This window comes from Pseudarthrobacter sp. J1738, assembly GCF_050490315.1.
GTDB lineage: Bacteria > Actinomycetota > Actinomycetes > Actinomycetales > Micrococcaceae > JBNPEO01.
Genome location: NZ_JBNPEO010000005.1, coordinates 1 through 17322 on the forward strand (window position 1 = coordinate 1; position 17322 = coordinate 17322).

At 61.4% G+C, this 17322-nt stretch carries 15 protein-coding genes; 11 read left to right on the forward strand and 4 right to left on the reverse strand.

Features of this window, described 5'->3' with window-relative positions; genetic code table 11:
* Positions 1-44 precede the first annotated feature (44 nt).
* Entirely contained in the window at positions 45-1334 is a 1290-nt protein-coding gene (locus ACQR35_RS08620) for an ISL3 family transposase (RefSeq protein WP_430268232.1), read from the reverse strand.
* A 148-nt stretch (positions 1335-1482) separates the two neighbouring features.
* Positions 1483-2394, reverse strand: a complete 912-nt coding sequence (locus tag ACQR35_RS08625) for a LysR family transcriptional regulator (protein ID WP_430269797.1) — start codon at positions 2392-2394, stop codon at positions 1483-1485.
* A gap of 140 nt (positions 2395-2534) precedes the next feature.
* Here ACQR35_RS08625 and ACQR35_RS08630 point away from each other — a divergent pair, with 140 nt between their 5' ends.
* From ACQR35_RS08630 to hutH, 6 genes are all read left to right on the forward strand, one after another.
* A complete protein-coding gene (locus ACQR35_RS08630; protein ID WP_430269798.1) occupies positions 2535-3947 on the forward strand; it encodes an MFS transporter in 1413 nt (470 codons plus the stop codon).
* The gene (locus tag ACQR35_RS08635) at positions 3944-4699 is read left to right on the forward strand and encodes a 3-hydroxybutyrate dehydrogenase (RefSeq protein WP_430267309.1); all 756 of its coding nucleotides are present in this window, start codon (positions 3944-3946) and stop codon (positions 4697-4699) included. The genes ACQR35_RS08630 and ACQR35_RS08635 overlap by 4 nt, the downstream gene beginning before the upstream one ends.
* A 98-nt stretch (positions 4700-4797) precedes the next feature.
* The gene (locus ACQR35_RS08640) at positions 4798-5643 is read left to right on the forward strand and encodes an IclR family transcriptional regulator (RefSeq protein ID WP_430267310.1); all 846 of its coding nucleotides are present in this window, start codon (positions 4798-4800) and stop codon (positions 5641-5643) included.
* Positions 5644-5660: 17 nt separating this feature from the next.
* Positions 5661-6209 (forward strand): cysteine hydrolase family protein, encoded by a 549-nt coding sequence (locus ACQR35_RS08645; protein WP_430267311.1) that lies wholly within the window; start codon positions 5661-5663, stop codon positions 6207-6209.
* Between the two features lie 119 nt (positions 6210-6328).
* Positions 6329-8053: a urocanate hydratase gene (locus ACQR35_RS08650; RefSeq protein ID WP_430269799.1), complete on the forward strand. Its 1725-nt coding sequence runs from the start codon at positions 6329-6331 to the stop codon at positions 8051-8053.
* Positions 8054-8055: 2 nt separating this feature from the next.
* Positions 8056-9645: a histidine ammonia-lyase gene (gene hutH, locus ACQR35_RS08655; protein WP_430269800.1), complete on the forward strand. Its 1590-nt coding sequence runs from the start codon at positions 8056-8058 to the stop codon at positions 9643-9645.
* 69 nt (positions 9646-9714) lie between these two features.
* On the opposite strand, the gene hutG is transcribed toward hutH, so the two are convergent.
* Together hutG and ACQR35_RS08665 are read right to left on the reverse strand one after the other, a co-directional pair.
* Entirely contained in the window at positions 9715-10680 is a 966-nt protein-coding gene (hutG, locus tag ACQR35_RS08660) for a formimidoylglutamase (protein WP_430269801.1), read from the reverse strand.
* A gap of 96 nt (positions 10681-10776) precedes the next feature.
* Positions 10777-11652 (reverse strand): NAD(P)-dependent oxidoreductase, encoded by an 876-nt coding sequence (locus ACQR35_RS08665; protein WP_430269802.1) that lies wholly within the window; start codon positions 11650-11652, stop codon positions 10777-10779.
* Positions 11653-11807: 155 nt separating this feature from the next.
* On the opposite strand from ACQR35_RS08665, the gene ACQR35_RS08670 reads away from it, so the two are divergent.
* The 5 genes from ACQR35_RS08670 to ACQR35_RS08690 all read left to right on the forward strand — a co-directional run bounded on the left by ACQR35_RS08670 (position 11808) and on the right by ACQR35_RS08690 (position 17254).
* Entirely contained in the window at positions 11808-12857 is a 1050-nt protein-coding gene (locus ACQR35_RS08670) for a D-2-hydroxyacid dehydrogenase (protein WP_430267316.1), read from the forward strand.
* 40 nt (positions 12858-12897) lie between these two features.
* Entirely contained in the window at positions 12898-13704 is an 807-nt protein-coding gene (locus ACQR35_RS08675) for an IclR family transcriptional regulator (RefSeq protein WP_430269803.1), read from the forward strand.
* A 292-nt stretch (positions 13705-13996) separates the two neighbouring features.
* Complete coding sequence (locus tag ACQR35_RS08680) at positions 13997-15409, forward strand: MFS transporter (RefSeq protein WP_430267318.1); 1413 nt, start codon at positions 13997-13999, stop codon at positions 15407-15409.
* Positions 15406-16188 carry an SDR family oxidoreductase gene (locus ACQR35_RS08685; protein ID WP_430267319.1) on the forward strand — a complete coding sequence of 261 codons (783 nt, stop codon included), beginning with the start codon at positions 15406-15408 and terminating at the stop codon, positions 16186-16188. The genes ACQR35_RS08680 and ACQR35_RS08685 overlap by 4 nt, the downstream gene beginning before the upstream one ends.
* 37 nt (positions 16189-16225) lie before the next feature.
* On the forward strand, positions 16226-17254 hold the full coding sequence (locus tag ACQR35_RS08690; RefSeq protein ID WP_430267320.1) for an alcohol dehydrogenase catalytic domain-containing protein: 1029 nt from the start codon (positions 16226-16228) through the stop codon (positions 17252-17254).
* Positions 17255-17322 lie beyond the last annotated feature (68 nt).

Genomic DNA, 17322 nt, shown 5'->3' on the forward strand with positions numbered 1-17322 from the left:
CGGCTCTTCACGGTTCGTGGTGAATGTTCTGCCGTGGTGAATGTTCATGCCGCTGTTCTGGCGGCACTGCGCAACAGAATACGCGTTTTGTAGTTGCGTGCGTTGGTGAATCCGCGGCCTGTCCTTTTTATGTGCTTGATCGCGGTGTTGTTAGCTTCCACTTTCGCCGTTGTCGCGCCGGTGACAATGAGGACTTCAATCTCTTGCCACCACCGGCAGACCGTGCGCCAGAGCCGGTTCGTTTCCGGCTGAGCGGCGCGTTCGACCAGGGCCTGCAGGCGCTCTTTCGCGGCGGCCGCGTCGGCAAGGGATCCGGTGGCGAGCAGCGTCCGGAGCTGCTCTTTGACCAGCCATGCGGCCTGCAATTTTCCGGTGGCGTCGTCGGTTGCGAACACGGTGCTGAGCCTGTTCCGGGCCCGGTCAGAGAGTGATTCCCCGGCGCGCAGGAGCAGGCGCCGGTTGGCCCAGACCGGGTCGATGGAACGTCCCCGCCGGCCATGGACCTGCTGGGTGAGACGTTGCCGGACCTCGGTGAGCATGTCGTTGCCGAGCTTGACGAGGTGGAACGCATCGACCGAGACCGCGGTGCGAGGGAGCCACATCCGCAGGGCCTTGCGGAACGCGGCGGAAGGGTCGATCGCGACGACCTGCACGCCCAGACGCCACTGAAGCGGGCGGGCGAACAGCCATTCTCCGACGCCCTCACTGTCGCGGCCGTCCACGATCCCGAGCACCTGGCCGGTGTCCAGATCAACAATGGTCGTCATCCAGGGTTCGTAGCGTTTCCAGGCCTTGGTGGAAGGGTCGCGGAAGAACCGCACGGAACGGTAGCGGTGTTCATCGATGCCGAGCATCCGGGGTGCCAGGGCATCAACATCAGGCAGGGTCAGCGCCGCGGAATCCAGAGCCCGCTGGACCAGCCACCATGAGACACCGAACGAGGAGGCCGCTTCCGCGGCGGCCCTTCCGGATCCAATGACGGCGGCCACGAGGGCATCGCGGAGCCGGCGGGTGGACCGAGCGCGGCGCGGGACCTGGGCGGTCTCCTCGGCGAATGTCCGCCGCGGGCAAAGGTACTCATCGCAGAAGAATCTCCGCTTGGCCCAGATCACTTCGACTGGGCCGGCGACAGGGATGTCGCGCAGACGTTGTGGGCGGCGGGAATGCACGCGGGTGCTGATCACACCACAGGATGGGCAGCCGGACTCGGCAGTGGCTTCAACGCTGACCCGTCGCTGCCCGAAAGTGAGGATCTCAGTGTCTGTGACGCGGTAGTCGGGCAGGTTGAAAATGGCGGTGGCAGCATCGGGGCGCGGGGAAGTAGGCTCGATCAAGGCTCGTAGCTCCTGACTCTTGATGAATGCGTAGAGAACATCCATCACAGCAGGGCTACGAGCCCTTCAGCTTTCAAGACACGGAACCCGTTTCACCACGAACCACGGAGAGCCCGTTAAGCCGCGCAAGAGCCCGCGCTAACCACCACTAGTCCAAACGCTGGCCGGCCAGTTCATTGTGGTGAGCTGCTGTCTCCTCCCGGAGTGCAGTCGCCACAGCGGCAACGGCTGGCCTGCGCATGGAATCTGGCCGCAACACCATCCAGTACGGAAGCTTCTCATGGAATTTCTCCGGAAGCAGCCGCACTAGATCGTGGTGCCTATCGGCCATAAAACACGGCAAAAACCCGATCCCAGCGCCAGCCCTGGTGGCCTCAACATGCACAAAAACATTTGTTGACGTCAGGCTGTCCCGCATTTCCGGAACTAAACGCCTGGGTGCGTCAAGATCATCTACCTGCAGCATAGAATCCACAAAATAAACCAATTGGTGCTCAGAAATTTCTTTGACGCTGGCGGGAATTCCATGCTCGGACAAATAATCCCCGGAAGCGTACATACCCAAAACATATTCGCCCAAGCGGATTGCTTCCGCTCGGTGTACTTGCGGTTCACCCACCACCACTTCAATGTCCAGCCCGCTGCGTTGTTGCAGCGCCCGCCGGGTCACCGTCACCAGTTCCACTGACAAGCCGGGATGATCGCGGCGCAATCGAGCCACCGCCGGGGCCGCAATGTAGGCGCTAAAGCCGTCCGTAGCTGTCATACGCACCACTCCGGTGACAGGGTCCGCGGTAGTTCCGCCGCCGGCGTCGTCCCCAAGCGAGCGCACGGCGGCTTCCACCTGTTCTGCCACGGCAACGGCCGTAGCCCCGCGCTCAGTCAGCTCCCAACCACCTGCCGCGCGAGCTAGAACGCGGCCACCGAGTGACTTCTCCAAGGCTGCGATTCGCCGGGACACTGTGGTGTGGTTGAGGCCCAAGGTGCGTGCGGCTGTGGTGAACTTTCCGCTCCGGGAAACTTCAAGCAGGACCAAAAGGTCATCGGGATTCGCGTTCATATCTGCAATTTTGCACATAGAGAGTGCTGAATTGACCATTGAACCGCCGTCATTCTGCGGGAATACTCATGGGAGCTATTTGTGTCGCGGCTCACAGTGGGCCCGGACTTGTGTCAATGAGGACACCGAAGGAGTTAAACATGGGCGTCAATCAGCGCTCCAGTGCCGCTACGGCAGGCGCAGCAGAGAACGGCCACGAACCCGGCCTCAAAAAAGTTGTTGCAGCCTCGATGGTGGGCACCGTGGTGGAGTGGTACGAATTCTTCCTGTACGCCACTGCCGCAACCCTAGTTTTTGGTAAGTACTTTTTCCCGGCAACCGGCAACGAGCTGGACGGTATTATTAGCGCCTTCCTCACCTACGCCGTCGGCTTTGTGGCGCGCCCGCTCGGTGGCATTGTGTTTGGCCAGATTGGCGACAAGCTGGGCCGCAAACCCACCCTCCAACTCACCATTGTGATCATCGGCGCATCCACCTTCTTGATGGGTTGCCTGCCCGGCTTTGCGCAGGCAGGCTACTGGGCCCCGGCCATGCTGGTGGCGCTGCGCTTTATTCAGGGCTTTGCGCTCGGCGGCGAATGGGGCGGTGCGGTTCTTCTGGTAGCCGAGCACAGCCCCAACAAGTCACGCGCGTTCTGGTCCAGCTGGCCTCAGGCTGCTGTTCCCGTAGGCAACCTCCTAGCCACCTTGGTGTTGTTCATTATGTCCACCATGCTGAGCAGCGAGGCCTTCCTCGGCTGGGGATGGCGCGTAGCATTCTGGCTTTCCGCGGTGATCGTTTTTGTGGGTTACTACATCCGCACCCACGTCACCGAGGCACCGATCTTCCTCGAGGCCAAGGCTCAGGTCGAATCGGAAAAGGCGATCAGCTACGGCGTTGGCGAAGTATTGCGTAAGTACCCCAAGGGTGTTTTCCAGGCCATGGGTCTTCGTTTTGCCGAGAACATTATGTATTACCTGGTGGTCAGCTTTGTGGTGGTTTACCTCAAGACCGTCCACAAATATGACACCTCTCAGCTCCTGCTGGCCTTGCTGATTGCCCACGTGATCCACTTCTTGGTGATCCCGCAAGTGGGCCGTCTGGCCGATTCGTGGGGCCGGAAGCCGGTGTACCTGATTGGTGCAGTCACTGGGGCTATTTGGCCGTTTATTGCCTTCCCCATGTTCGACACCAAAAATGCAGTGATCATTGTTCTTGGTGTGACGATTGGCCTAATTTTCCACGCATTTATGTACGCCGGTCAGCCAGCCATCATGTCCGAGCTCTTCCCCACCCGGATGCGTTACTCGGGCGTCTCGCTCGGCTCACAGGTCACCTCCATCTTCGCCGGTTCCTTGGCGCCACTGTTCGCAACCCAGTGGCTCAAGGACACGCACTCCTGGGTGCCCACGGCCATCTACTTGGTGATCGCCTGCATTATTACTGCAGCGGTGGTGCTCACCTTGAAGGAGACACGTGGTGTGTCTCTGCGGGACATTGACGACGCCGATGCGGAACGTCACGGGCTACCGATCCCTTCCAGCGTGGCTGGTGCGGTGGGACGTCACTCATGAGTGAAGGAGCCACTTTGGAAGGGCGCAAAGCTCTAGTTACCGGCGGGGCCAGTGGCATTGGGGCAGCATGTGCCCGTGCCCTGGCCGCGGCGGGAGCCAAGGTTGTTGTTGCCGATTTAGACGAGGCAGCGGCCACGGCCATCGCAGAGGAGATTGGCGGTACCGCTTGGGCTGTGGACTTGTTGGACACAGCCGCGTTGGAAGGGCTGGAGCTGGATTGCGACATCCTGGTCAACAACGCCGGCATCCAAAAAGTGGCACCCATTCAGGACTTTGTTCCAGAGGACTTCCGCAGAATCCACCGGTTGATGCTTGAGGCGCCGTTCCTGCTGATCCGCGCAGCGCTGCCACACATGTATGCCAAGGGATTCGGCCGGATTATCAACGTGTCATCCGTGCACGGGCTGCGTGCTTCCCCGTTCAAAAGTGCGTATGTCTCCGCCAAGCACGGCCTGGAAGGGCTGAGCAAAGCGACGGCACTGGAGGGCGGGGAACATGGGGTCACCTCAAACTGCGTGAACCCCGGGTACGTGCGCACCCCGCTGGTGGAGAAGCAGATTGTGGACCAGGCTGCGGTGCACGGGATTCCCGAGTCTGAAGTCTTGGCTCAAGTGATGCTCACTGAATCGGCCATCAAACGTTTGGTGGAGCCGGAAGAGGTGGCGGCGCTAGTTACCTGGTTGGCGAGTGATACTGCCGCGATGGTGACAGGCGCCAGTTACACGATCGACGGCGGCTGGTCAGCCAAGTAGCTAGCTGGATTTGGGGGAACCAACCGGCTGCAACTAACTGTTGGCGGCGGTGGTGTGGGCTAGTCTTGTGCAGCAATCCATGCGCACAATGAGGGACCATGACAACATCACCGCCACCCAGCACGCTCCCGGGTTCTGCAGCTGGCACCAAAACGGCAAAAACCGTAAAAGCCGCGACGAAAGTCCCAGCTGCCGAGAACACCCTGCGCATCCTCAAATTGTTGGCCTCAAGGCGCGGGCCCATGGCGGCGTCGAGCATTGCCACCACCCTGGGCATTCCGCGCTCAAGCGTCTATCACCTCTTGGCAGTGATGGAGGAAAACGGCTTTGTTCTGCACCTGCATGAGGAGCGGCGCTACGGGCTGGGGATCGGCGCTTTCGAGTTGAGCTCCGCGTATTCGCGTCAAGAGCCGCTCTCACGTTTGGGCCGGCCGCTACTGGCGGGGCTGGTGGATGGGATTGGCGAGAGCGCGCACCTTGCCGTTTTGCACGGACGGGACGTGCTTTACATCGTTGAAGAACGCGCCAAAAACCGGCCTTCGCTAGTGACCGACGTCGGCGTGCGGCTCCCCAGTCACCTCACCGCGAGCGGCCGCGCCATTCTGGCAGCCTTGCCAAAGTCGCAGGTCAGGGCGCTGTACCCAAGCGCTGAAGCGTTTACGGAACGTCACGAAGTTCCTGGCGCCATCACCAAGTACAGCGCGCTTTCCGCGCACCTAGACACTGTCCGGCAACGCGGTTACGCCACCGAACACGGCGAAGTGACACCCGGGTTTGGGTCGATTGCAGCGGTGGTCACCGATCATGTGGGATGGCCGACGGCGGCAGTGGCTGTGACGTTCCTTGAAGAAAAGTTCGCGCCGGAGTTGTGGGAGCCGGTGGCAGCTAAAGTACAAAAGGTCGCCGATGAGCTTTCGGTTCGCCTCTATGGGCGGCGCGCTTAGAGGCCTATTGTGGGGGTATGAGCACACTTTCGGGCCGGGAAAATACTGCACTTTTGGTGATCGACGTCCAGAACGGGGTGATGGACGGCTCCCATGATCGGGATGAGATCATTGGCCGTATTGCGGTGTTGGTGGACCGGGCACGCGAGGCCGGAAATCCTGTGATCTGGGTGCAGCACAGCTCCGAGGAACTGCCGCTGAACAGTCCGCAGTGGGAGTACGTTCCCGAGTTGTCTCGCCGGGATGACGAAGAGCTGGTGCACAAATTGCACGGTGATTCCTTTGAAGCCACCAACCTTGAGGACGTTTTGCGAGCCAAAGGTGTGGGGACTTTGGTGGTTTCCGGTGCGCAAACGGATGCGTGTATTCGATCAACCATTCACGGGGCGTTCACACGCGGCTATGACGTCACGCTGGTCAGTGATGCACACACCACCGAGGATCTCTCTGAATGGGGTGCGCCCAAGCCGGCGGAAGTTATTGCGCACACCAACTTGTACTGGAGTTGGCAGTCTGCGCCGGGCCGGACGGCGATGACCGTCACCGCGGATGAGCTCGAGTTTTAGCGGATCCTGAGAGGTAAGTCTGAAATACCGGACACCATGGCGTAAAACTCACTGTTACCGCAGTCACAGGCACGCTTGACTGGAAGCAACCACATTCCATTCATGCAAGGAGCCCGATCATGGCACCCGCCGATTTCACCACTGGTACCCGTCCGGTCAAGGCACCCCGCGGCACCACACTCACAGCAAAGAGCTGGCAGACCGAAGCGCCGCTGCGCATGCTGATGAACAACCTGGACCCAGAAGTTGCCGAGCGCCCCGAAGAACTTGTGGTCTACGGTGGCACCGGCCGGGCCGTCCGCTCATGGGCCGCCTTTGACGCCATCACTCGCACTCTCGAATCCATGGAAGCTGACGAGACACTTCTGGTTCAGTCCGGCAAACCCGTAGGCGTGTTCCGGACCAACGAATGGGCCCCACGTGTACTGCTGGCCAACTCCAACCTGGTGGGCGACTGGGCCAACTGGCCCGAATTCCGCCGCCTCGAAGCCGAGGGTCTGATGATGTACGGCCAGATGACAGCCGGTTCGTGGATCTACATTGGCACCCAAGGCATTTTGCAGGGCACTTACGAAACCTTTGCCGCCGTCGGACGTAAATTGCGTGAGGCCGGCCGCATCCCCACCCCAGCCGATCCCAACGCTGGTCCCTTGGCCGGAACCCTGACCCTAACCGGCGGTTGTGGCGGAATGGGTGGCGCGCAGCCGCTCGCCGTCAGCCTCAACGACGGCGCGTGCCTGATTGTGGACGTGGATGAATCCCGCCTGCGCCGCCGAGTTGGCAAGCGCTACCTGGATGAGGTTGAGACCGATCTGGACACCGCCATCGCCAAGGTCCAGGCAGCCAAAAACGAGGGCCGCGGCTGGTCCGTTGGCTACGTTGGCAACGCCGCCGAGGTGTTCCCGGAACTGCTCCGCCGCCACAAAGCCGGCGAGATCACCGTGGACATTGTGACCGACCAGACCTCCGCGCACGATCCACTCAGCTACCTCCCTGAGGGCATCACCGTTGACGAATGGCAGTCCGAGGCAGCTGCGGACCCGGAAACGTTCACCAAAAAAGCGCAAAGCTCCATGGCCCGCCACGTTGAAGCGATGGTTGATTTCCAGGACGCTGGCGCCGAAGTCTTTGACTACGGAAACTCCATCCGTGACGAAGCACGCAAGGGCGGCTACGACCGCGCCTTCGAATTCCCAGGCTTTGTCCCGGCCTACATTCGCCCCCTGTTCTGCGAAGGTTTGGGCCCGTTCCGCTGGGTGGCACTCTCCGGAGATCCTGAGGATATCGCAGTCACTGACGCGGCCATCAAAGAGCTCTTCCCGGAGAACAAACACCTCCACAAGTGGCTTGATGCCGCAGCTGAGCGCGTTGAATTTGAGGGCCTACCGGCACGTATTTGCTGGTTGGGATACGGTGAGCGCGCTAAGGCTGGCCTCATGTTCAACCAGTTAGTCAAGGACGGCAAGGTCAAAGCCCCGATCGTGATTGGCCGCGACCACTTGGACTCCGGCTCGGTAGCTTCCCCCTACCGCGAGACCGAGGCCATGGCGGACGGTTCAGATGCGATCGCTGACTGGCCCATGCTCAACGCTTTACTGAACACGGCCTCGGGTGCCACCTGGGTTTCGCTGCACCACGGAGGTGGTGTGGGGATTGGCCGGTCCATACACGCAGGACAGGTCTCGGTAGCCGATGGAACCGACCTTGCAGCCCAAAAACTTGAGCGCCTGCTCACCAATGACCCCGGAATGGGAGTCATCCGCCACGTAGACGCCGGCTATGACCGCGCCGTCGAGGTCGCCAAAGAACGTGGCGTCCGCATCCCCATGATGGAAGGCAACTAGCCATGACTGTTACCAAAAACCAACTCACCGTCACCCTCGGATCGAGCGGAGTCACGGCTGCAGATGTCCTCGCCGTTGCGCGTCACAATGCGCACATCACCATCTCTGAGGAGGCTTTGAAGAATGTTGCCCGCGTCCGCGCGCACATCGACTCCCTCGCGCACAGTGACACTCCCGCCTATGGCATTTCCACCGGTTTTGGGGCACTCGCCAACCGGCACATCCCCACCGAGCAGCGCACCCAGCTGCAGAAGTCGCTGATCCGCAGCCACGCAGCGGGTATGGGCCCGGCCGTAGAGCGCGAAGTAGTACGTGCACTGATGTTCTTGCGCGCCAAAACTCTCGCATCCGGCCGCACGGGTGTCCGCCCGGTGGTCCTGCAAACCATGATTGACGTCCTGAACGCAGGCATCACCCCGGTAGTCCGTGAGTTCGGCTCGCTCGGTTGCTCCGGTGACCTGGCGCCGCTTTCACACTGCGCCATGGTGCTTATGGGTGAAGGTCAGGCGGAAGGGCCCGACGGCGTCACGTACGGTGGACGCGGCGAGTCACCAGTTGCTGAGCTTCTGGCAGCCCACGGTATTCAGCCGGTGACCCTCGCCGAAAAGGAAGGCCTCGCACTCATCAACGGCACCGACGGCATGTTGGGAATGTTGTTTATGGCGCTCGCGGACATTCGTGAATTGCTCACCACCGCTGACATCACCGCCGCGTTGAGTGTTGAGGCGCTGCTGGGCACTGATCAGGTGTTTTTGCCTGAGTTGCATGCCGCACTGCGCCCGCACCCGGGCCAGGCCGCAAGTGCCGAGAACATGCTGCGCGTGCTCTCCGATTCGCCAATTGTTGCCTCGCACAAGGTGGGGGATTCGCGAGTTCAGGACGCCTACTCGCTGCGTTGCGCCCCCCAAGTTGCTGGCGCCGTGCGGGACACCGTTGCCCACGCCGAGATGGTGGCTACTCGGGAACTGGCCGCAGCAATCGACAACCCTGTGGTCCTTGAAGACGGCCGGGTGTCCTCAAACGGTAATTTCCACGGCGCCCCCGTGGCCTACGTCCTAGACTTCTTGGCCATTGCCGTGGCGGACCTATCCTCAATTGCCGAGCGCCGCACCGACCGCATGCTGGACCCTGCCCGCTCGCATGGACTGCCGGCGTTCTTGGCCGGGGATCCGGGTGTGGACTCGGGCCTGATGATCGCCCAGTACACGCAGGCCGGTTTGGTCTCAGACAACAAGCGCCTCGCCGTTCCCGCGTCGGTGGACTCGATCCCCAGCTCCGCAATGCAGGAAGACCATGTATCAATGGGTTGGCACGCAGCCCGGAAGCTTCGCCGTGCTGTAGAGAACTTGCGTCGTGTGTTGGCCATTGAGCTGGTGACGTCTACGCGTGCCATCGACATTCGCACGCAATTGTCCGACGGCGAACTCACCCCAGGCCCTGCCGGCGCGGCAGTGCTTGAGGTACTTCGCGCGTCGGTGGACGGGCCGGGCGTGGACAGGTTCCTGTCTCCGGAACTCGAAGCGGCTTACGAACTGTTGCTCACTGGTGAGGTAAAAGTGGCAGCCGAGTCCGCCGTCGGACTTCTGAACTGACCCTTCACCCCTAAACGGACAATTCCCCGCAAAATGATGGGGTGAATTGTCCGTTTAGGGGTGACGCTTTTAACGGAGCAGGGTATTGACCAGCCGGGCAGCCACTTTGGCCGTCCGGCTGTCTACATCAAATGCCGGATTCAGCTCGGCCACATCAAAGTGCAGGAGCTTTCCGCTCGCTGCCACTTGTTTGCAGATCGCGGAAATGATCTCCAGCGGGACGCCATAAGCGGCCGGTGCGCTAACACCAGGGGCCACTGCGGCCGGCAAAACGTCCAGGTCAATGGTCAGATAGAGCACGTCAATTCCGGCCAAAAATGCTGCCACAAATTCTTCCGTGGCCGCAGGGCTGCAGTCTTCGTCCAGCAGGAATTTAACGTCTAATTCCTCAGCCGTCTCAAAAAGGGCGCGGGTGTTATTCGGCTCAGAAATACCGACGACGGCGTAGTTGAGTTTGCGTCCCTCGGCGGCTTCCGCGTGGGCCATCTGGAGGAACGGCGTACCCGAGCTGCGGGTCCCACCATGGGCGGGGTCGTAGCTGCGCAGATCAAAGTGCGCGTCAAGGTTCAAAACACCAAGGCGTAGACCATCCTGAACGGCGTGGCTTTGAGCAACGCCAAGGTAGCTGGCAAAAGCGGTCTCATGCCCGCCGCCCAGCACCACTGTCAGTGCCCCCGCATCAATCAACGGCGTAACGGCCGAGCCAAGGCGCTCCTGACCGGGTTCCAGCTTGTCACCCTCAACGGTGACGTCACCGGCATCGAAAACCATCCGGTCTAAGTGGAAGGCGAGTGGCCCCAACGCGGTGCGAATGGCGGCCGGTCCCTTCGCGGCACCCACGCGGCCCTTGTTCCTGGCCACACCGGCGTCGGACGCAAAGCCCAAGAGCACGGCGGGGCGGCCCGGCGCGTTATCTACTGCAGAAGCCAGCGGCTCAACGGCCTGCCACCAGCGGCGATGCTCGGGGGTGTCGCCGTCGAAGCGGCCAGTCCATGGCTGCGGGGGAGTGTCTACTGTGGGCGCGGAAAGTTCCATACTTCTAGCTCAGCGCAGAGCCGCGTCAAAAGCTAGAGTCTGGGTTCGCTGCCTGTCCGGAATTCCGGACAGGCAGCGAATGACAGTCCGCCGTGACTAGCGCTCCGCGACGAAGCGGCGGCTCACGGCGATGTCCTGATCGCCCAGCCCGGACGCCACGATCTCATCAAACGCCGCGCGCAGGGTGGGCAGCAGGGCCGTGTTGGTGCCCGTGGCCTCGGCAATCTCGGCCGCGGAGGCGAGGTCTTTGACCATGTATTTGGCCATGCCGGACGGCGAATCGTCACCGCTGACCAGTTTGTCCTTGCGGGAGTCCAAGAGGCGCGAGCCCGCGTAGCCGCCAGAGAGCAGGTCCCACATTTTTTCGAGGTCAATCCCGGAGCGGTCGGCCAGAACCGTGGCTTCACCCAGAGCCAGGATCGTTGCCGAGACCACCATTTGATTGCAAGCTTTGGCTACTTGCCCGGCGCCGAGTGGGCCTAGGTGGACCGGGTTTCCGCATGGTGCAAGCAGCGTGGCGGCAAGGTCGGCGTCGTCCTTTTCTCCGCCGACCATCACCGAAAGGGTTCCGGCGTTAGCCCCATCTTCGCCGCCGGAAACTGGACAGTCCACCACACGAACCAAGCCGTTGGTCTCCGTAGCGAGGCGCTCGGCAAGTTCCCGGACGCCAGTGGCGGAGCTTGTGGAGCCGATCATCAACAACAGTCCGGTGTCTCTTACGCCAGCCAATAAGCCCTGTTCTCCGGACAGCACTTCCTCGAGCTGGGGGAGATCTGGCAACATAAGCAGTACTGCGTCAACGTTGGCGGCAAGTTCGCGTGCGGTGTTGACCCAGGTGGCGCCGGAGTTCACGAGTTCCGGCTGCGGGCGTCGTCCGGTGATGGTCAGGGTCCCGTGCTTTGCGAGCAGGTGGTGGGCCATGGGGGCACCCATTGCGCCCAAGCCGATCATTCCAAGTGCTGAATTGGTCATATAACCAGACTAGATCAAAGACAATATTTGGAACAGTGTTCAATATATTGAATTCCGGCTAGGCTTGGAGAAGTTGCTCAACTTCGTTTTGGCTGCAGCGCAACAGCGTGCAGTTCCGAAGGTGGGCCCAAGACAGCCGCAAAGAAGGGGAACCCATGTCTGCCAAAGCACGCGCCGTCGTCGCAGTACCGCTCACCGAAGAGCTCTGCCAAATCATTGAAACTTTGGAACCGCGCCTGGAAGTCATCCGCGATCACAGCCTCTACCACCCTATGCGTGGGGCGGCGGACTGGTCCGGCGATCCTGAACATCACCGGACGCCTCAACAGCAGGAAACCTTCGAGTCCTTGGTTGACTCGGCAGACTTCCTTTTTGGCATCCCCGACGTTGAACCTGCTGCCCTCGCCCGCACCGTTGCTGCGAATCCTAAGCTCCGCTGGGTCCACACCACGGCTGCGGGTGGTGGCGGTCAAGTAAAGGCGGCCGGGCTGGGCGCTGAAGCGCTAGAGCGCGTGGCGTTTACGACGTCGGCCGGTGTCCATGGTGGGACGCTCGCCGAATTCGCCCTTTTCGGCGTCCTCGCTGGCGCTAAGTCTCTGCCACGTCTCCTGGCACAGCAGCGCGCCAAGGAATGGACCGACCGCTGGGAAATGAAACAGCTCGATGAGATGACAGTCCTGGTGGTTGGCCTCGGCGGAATCGGTGCTGAGTGTGCCCGCCGCTTCAAAGCGCTTGGTGCCACGGTGTGGGGAACCACGCGCAGTGGTGAGCCGGTGGAAGGTGTTGACCGGCTGATTCCGGTTGAGGAGCTGGCCACGGCTGCTGCTGAAGCCGATGCGCTGGTGGTGACCCTACCTGGGACCGAGCAGACGCATCACCTGGTGGGCGCAGAGGTGCTTGGCAACATCAAACCAGGCGCGATTGTGGCAAATGTTGGCCGTGGCACGGTGATCGACGAAGAGGCGCTGCTCGTGGCCCTGGACAGCGGCCGGGTGTCCTTTGCCGCTCTTGATGTTTTTGAAGTTGAGCCACTGCCTGCCGAGTCGCCCCTGTGGAGCCGGGATGATGTATTGGTCAGCCCGCACACCGCCGCGCTTAGTTCCAAAGAAGAAGAACGTATTGCTCGGCTCTTCGCTGACAACGCTGGCCGTCTGCTGGATGGCAAACCATTGCGTAATGTGGTCAACACTGTGGAGTTCTACTAGGACCCCGCAGTCAATGAGCATAAAGCGAGGGAGAGCGTCCATGCCTGAGTCCACGGGAGCCGACGTCGAAGAGCGCACCACGCGCGATCCGGCACCGGCAGTGAGCCGAAGCCTCAAAATTTTAGGCATTCTGGCAGCCGCAGCTGGCCCGCTGACACTAACGGAAATTGCGACGGCGTTAGGGCTCGCCAAGTCCTCAACCATGAATCTGTGCCTTGCACTTGAAGAGGGCGGTATGATCCAGCGGGTGCCTACCGGGTACCAACTGGGCCGCCGGAACGCGGAACTTGGCGGAGCTTACGCGGCGCAGTTCAACCAGATCCGCGAGTTCTACTCGGTGTGCGAGGCTTCACCTGTGCTGCGGCATGAGGTGGTGCAGGTTGCCATGCTGGACGATCACGACGCGCTGTACTTAGCACGTCACGAGGGTTCCCGCACGGTGCGCTTTGGTACGCCGCTAGGCTCCCGCATTCACGCGGCCTTCAGTGCCACGGGCAACGCGCTGCTGATGATGCTTGACGATGCGCAAGTGACTGAAATTATGGCCAACCAGGTTCCGTTCCCGCGCACCTCCCCGCACGGTGTGAAGGACCTTCCGGAGCTGTTGGGGCGGCTTGCTGTGGCGCGCGAACGCGGGTGGACCTTGGATCCTGGCGAAGGCATGCAGGGTCTTGTTGGTGTTGCCGTGCCGCTGGAAGCCTGGGCTCCCGGGGATCCGCAACTGGCGCTGGGCGTGGCCATCCAAGAGGCACGTGCCACCAAGGAACACGTTCACCGCGTTGCTTCGGCGCTGCTCGAGGCGGCGCGCTTGCTGACCAACCCGCTGGGGGCTACCGCGCGCAAGTAGTTCTACTCACAAAGGACGCGATGCCAATTCACCGGCATCGCGCCCTTTCTTGTTGCGTCCGCCCATTTCGCTCCGGCCCAGTAGCCCCGCCGAGTTGGCAGTTAACGCGGATGTTTTCGAGAAACACCCGCGTTAACTGCCAGCTCGGCGGCGGGGGCTCGTATTACCCTTCGCGCCAGAAATAATCTGTTCAAAGTATTGAACAGAGTTCAAAGGGTTGATAGTGTCGCTTCAGAGTCGGAGCAGAGCACTGCGCCGGCAACGCTGTTCCAGCCAATCAAAGGAGATTGCAGTGACCAAGAAGGAACCGGTCCAGAACCCAGGCGCCTCCGACCCGGACTACGCCAAAAATCTGCAGCGCGCCACCCTCGCCTCGAGCATCGGCAGCGCCCTCGAATACTTCGACTTCGCCCTCTATGGGCTCTCTACAGCACTGATTTTTAACCTGCTGTTTTTCCCTCAGGGGGACCCCGCTATGGCAACCGTTGGCGCCTTCGCCACGTACGGCGTCGGATTTTTGGCACGGCCCTTTGGCGGGTTGGTTTTTGGCCGCCTCGGTGACAGGCTCGGCCGCAAATGGGTTCTGGTCATCACTATCCTGCTGATGGGTGGCGCCTCCACCGCGATCGGCTTCCTGCCCACCTACGACGCGGTAGGTCTTTGGGCCCCCGTCCTCTTGGTCACCCTTCGCCTACTCCAGGGCTTCGGTGCAGGTGCTGAGCAGGCCGGTTCCACTGTATTGATGGCCGAATACGCGCCGGTCAAACGCCGCGGATTCTTCGCAGCCCTGCCGTTTATTGGTATCCAGGCCGGCACATTGCTGGCAGGTTTGGTGTTCAGCCTCATCTCCCTGCTCCCCAAGGATCAGCTGCTGAGCTGGGGCTGGCGTGTTCCGTTTATGCTCTCCTTTGTGCTGATCATTGTGGCGCTCGTGATCCGCTCCAAACTCCGTGAAACGCCCACCTTTGTGGCCCTCGAAAAGAGCGAACAGATCCAAGACCGCCCGGTGAAGGAAATCTTCACCAAGGGATTACCGGGCGTTGTTGTTGGCATCGGTCTGCGGATGGCCGAAAACGGCGGCTCCTACATGTTCCAGACTCTCTCACTCGCATTCTTCGTTTCCGTAGTAGGTAAGGACGCGGACAAGGGCTTGCTGGCTTGGGGAGTGAGCCTCGGTTCTCTTATTGGCGTGTTCACGGTGCCACTCGCCGGAGCTATTTCAGACCGCGTAGGCCGCCGCACGGTGTACCGCGCCGGAGCCGTTTTTATGCTCCTGTACTCCTTCCCGGCTTGGTGGCTCTTGTCCTTGGGTAACCACATTGTGGCTGTCATTGTGATTGCAGTGGGCATCGGCATCGCCGTGAACACCATGCTCGGCCCGCAGTGCGCCATGATCCCGGAAATGTTCGGCAACAAGCACCGCTACCTGGGTGTGGCCATGGCCCGCGAAATCTCAGCAGTCCTAGCCGGTGGCCTAGCCGGCGTCCTCGGCTCCTACATCATCGCTGTCAGCCACGGTAACTGGATCCTCTTGGCCGTATACATGGCAACACTCGCCATCATCACCACCTGCTCCACGTTCTTGGTGCCGGAAACATTGCGCCGCGATCTGTGCCGTACCGATGATGCAGTCAAGGTCTCCCGCAATGAAACGGGGGACGGCGTAGAAGCCTCAACCCAACAACTGATCAAGGTCGACGCATGAGCAGTATCCCTGGAATCAACGCCTTCAGCCTGGCCGGCCAGGTTGCGCTGGTCACCGGCTCGAGCCAGGGCATTGGACGCACTCTCGCCGAGGGGCTCGCCGCCGCCGGCGCCACAGTGATCGTTCACGGGCGCGACGCCGGCAAGGCAGCTAAGGCGGCTGCTGACATTGAGCAGGCCACCGGTTCGCCCGCGCACAGTGTCACGTTCGATGTCACCGATCCTGCCGCCGTCGACTCCGGTATTGCTGCTATTGAAGCCGAGCACGGTGCCCTGAACATCTTGGTGAACAACGCTGGGATCCAACGCCGGGCCGAGATTGGTGAGTTCACCAACCAGGATTGGGATGACCTTCTGGCCACTAACCTCTCGAGCGCGTTCTACCTTTCCCGGCGCGTCAGCCGCGGAATGGTGGAGCGTGGCAGCGGGAAGATCATCCAGATTGGCAGTGTTCAAAGCCAGCTTGCCAGACCCGGAATCGCGCCGTACTCGGCCACCAAGGGTGCCATCGTGATGCTGACCAAGGGGCTCTGCGCGGATCTGGCCCCGCACGGCATCCAGGCAAATGCTATTGCCCCCGGCTACTTTGCCACCGAGCTGACCAAGGCGTTGGTGGCAGATGAAGAGTTTTCCGAGTGGGTCCGTGGCCGCACACCAGCTGCCCGCTGGGGAGACACCAAGGACTTGGTGGGTGCCTTGGTTTTCTTGGCCAGCTCGGCCAGTGACTTCGTCAACGGGCAAACATTGTTCGTTGACGGGGGCATGACGGCTGTTGTCTAAGCCCGGAATTCAACACGGTGAAGGGAAGCATTCGAGCATGAGTCAGAACCTAGGTGTGGTGGCCCACGCGGCAGGGGATTTGCGGGTTGAGCAGCTGCCCGAGCCCGTCCCCGCGGCGAATGAAGCGGTGGTGAAGATCGCCTTTGGTGGGGTGTGCGGCTCCGACTTGCACTACTGGAAACACGGTGCCGCGGGGGACTCGATACTGCGCGAACCCATGATTCTGGGCCATGAAATCTCCGGTACGGTGCTGCAGGCTGCAACGGATGGATCCGGCCCAGCGGTTGGCACGCGCGTTGCGGCTCACCCACTCACAGCGTGCGGAGACGGGGTCACTCCCTACCCGGAGGACCGCCCCAACTTGGCACCAGCCTCAACGTACTTGGGTTCGGCCATGCACTTGCCGCACACCCAGGGTGCCTTCGCGCAGCGGGTTGCCCTGCCGGCAAGGATGCTCCATGTGGTACCGGAGGGCGTTTCTTTGGAAGCGGCCGCGCTCGCCGAACCGGCCGCCGTCGCGTGGCATGGCCTTGAGCGCGCAGGGGATATTCGTGGCAAGCGCGTTGCAGTCATTGGTGCAGGTCCCATTGGGCAGTTGGTGATCGCCGCTGCACTTCAACACGGTGCTGCTGAGGTTATTGCCACGGATCTTTTTGATGTGCCGCGCGGTATTGCCGAAAAGCTCGGGGCTAGGACTCTAGACGCTCGCGACGGTGACTCGATCGCCGCCCTCTTTGCCGACGTCGTCATTGAATCCAGCGGTACTGTGCCGGGACTGACGGCCGCGATCTCCGCGGCAGTGCGAGGCGGGACTGTGGTGATGTTGGGGTTGCAGCGGGCCGGAAACATTGAGGTCCCCATGGCTACGGCCATTACGCGGGAGCTTACGCTCACTGGCTCGTTCCGGTTTGCGGGGGAGTTCAATGCGGTGCTCGATGCGCTGGGTGACGGTTCGCTTCGCACGGACGGGATCGTCACGCATGTGGTTCCCGCCGCCGATGCTGTGGAGGCGTTCACCGTCGCGGCGGACGCTTCGGTGTCCTCAAAGGTGCTGCTGGCCTTTTAAACGCGTCGAGTTGGGGAGTCGCCTTGGGGTTTTTGTGGAAAAACCACACAAAACGCCAACCCCAAAAA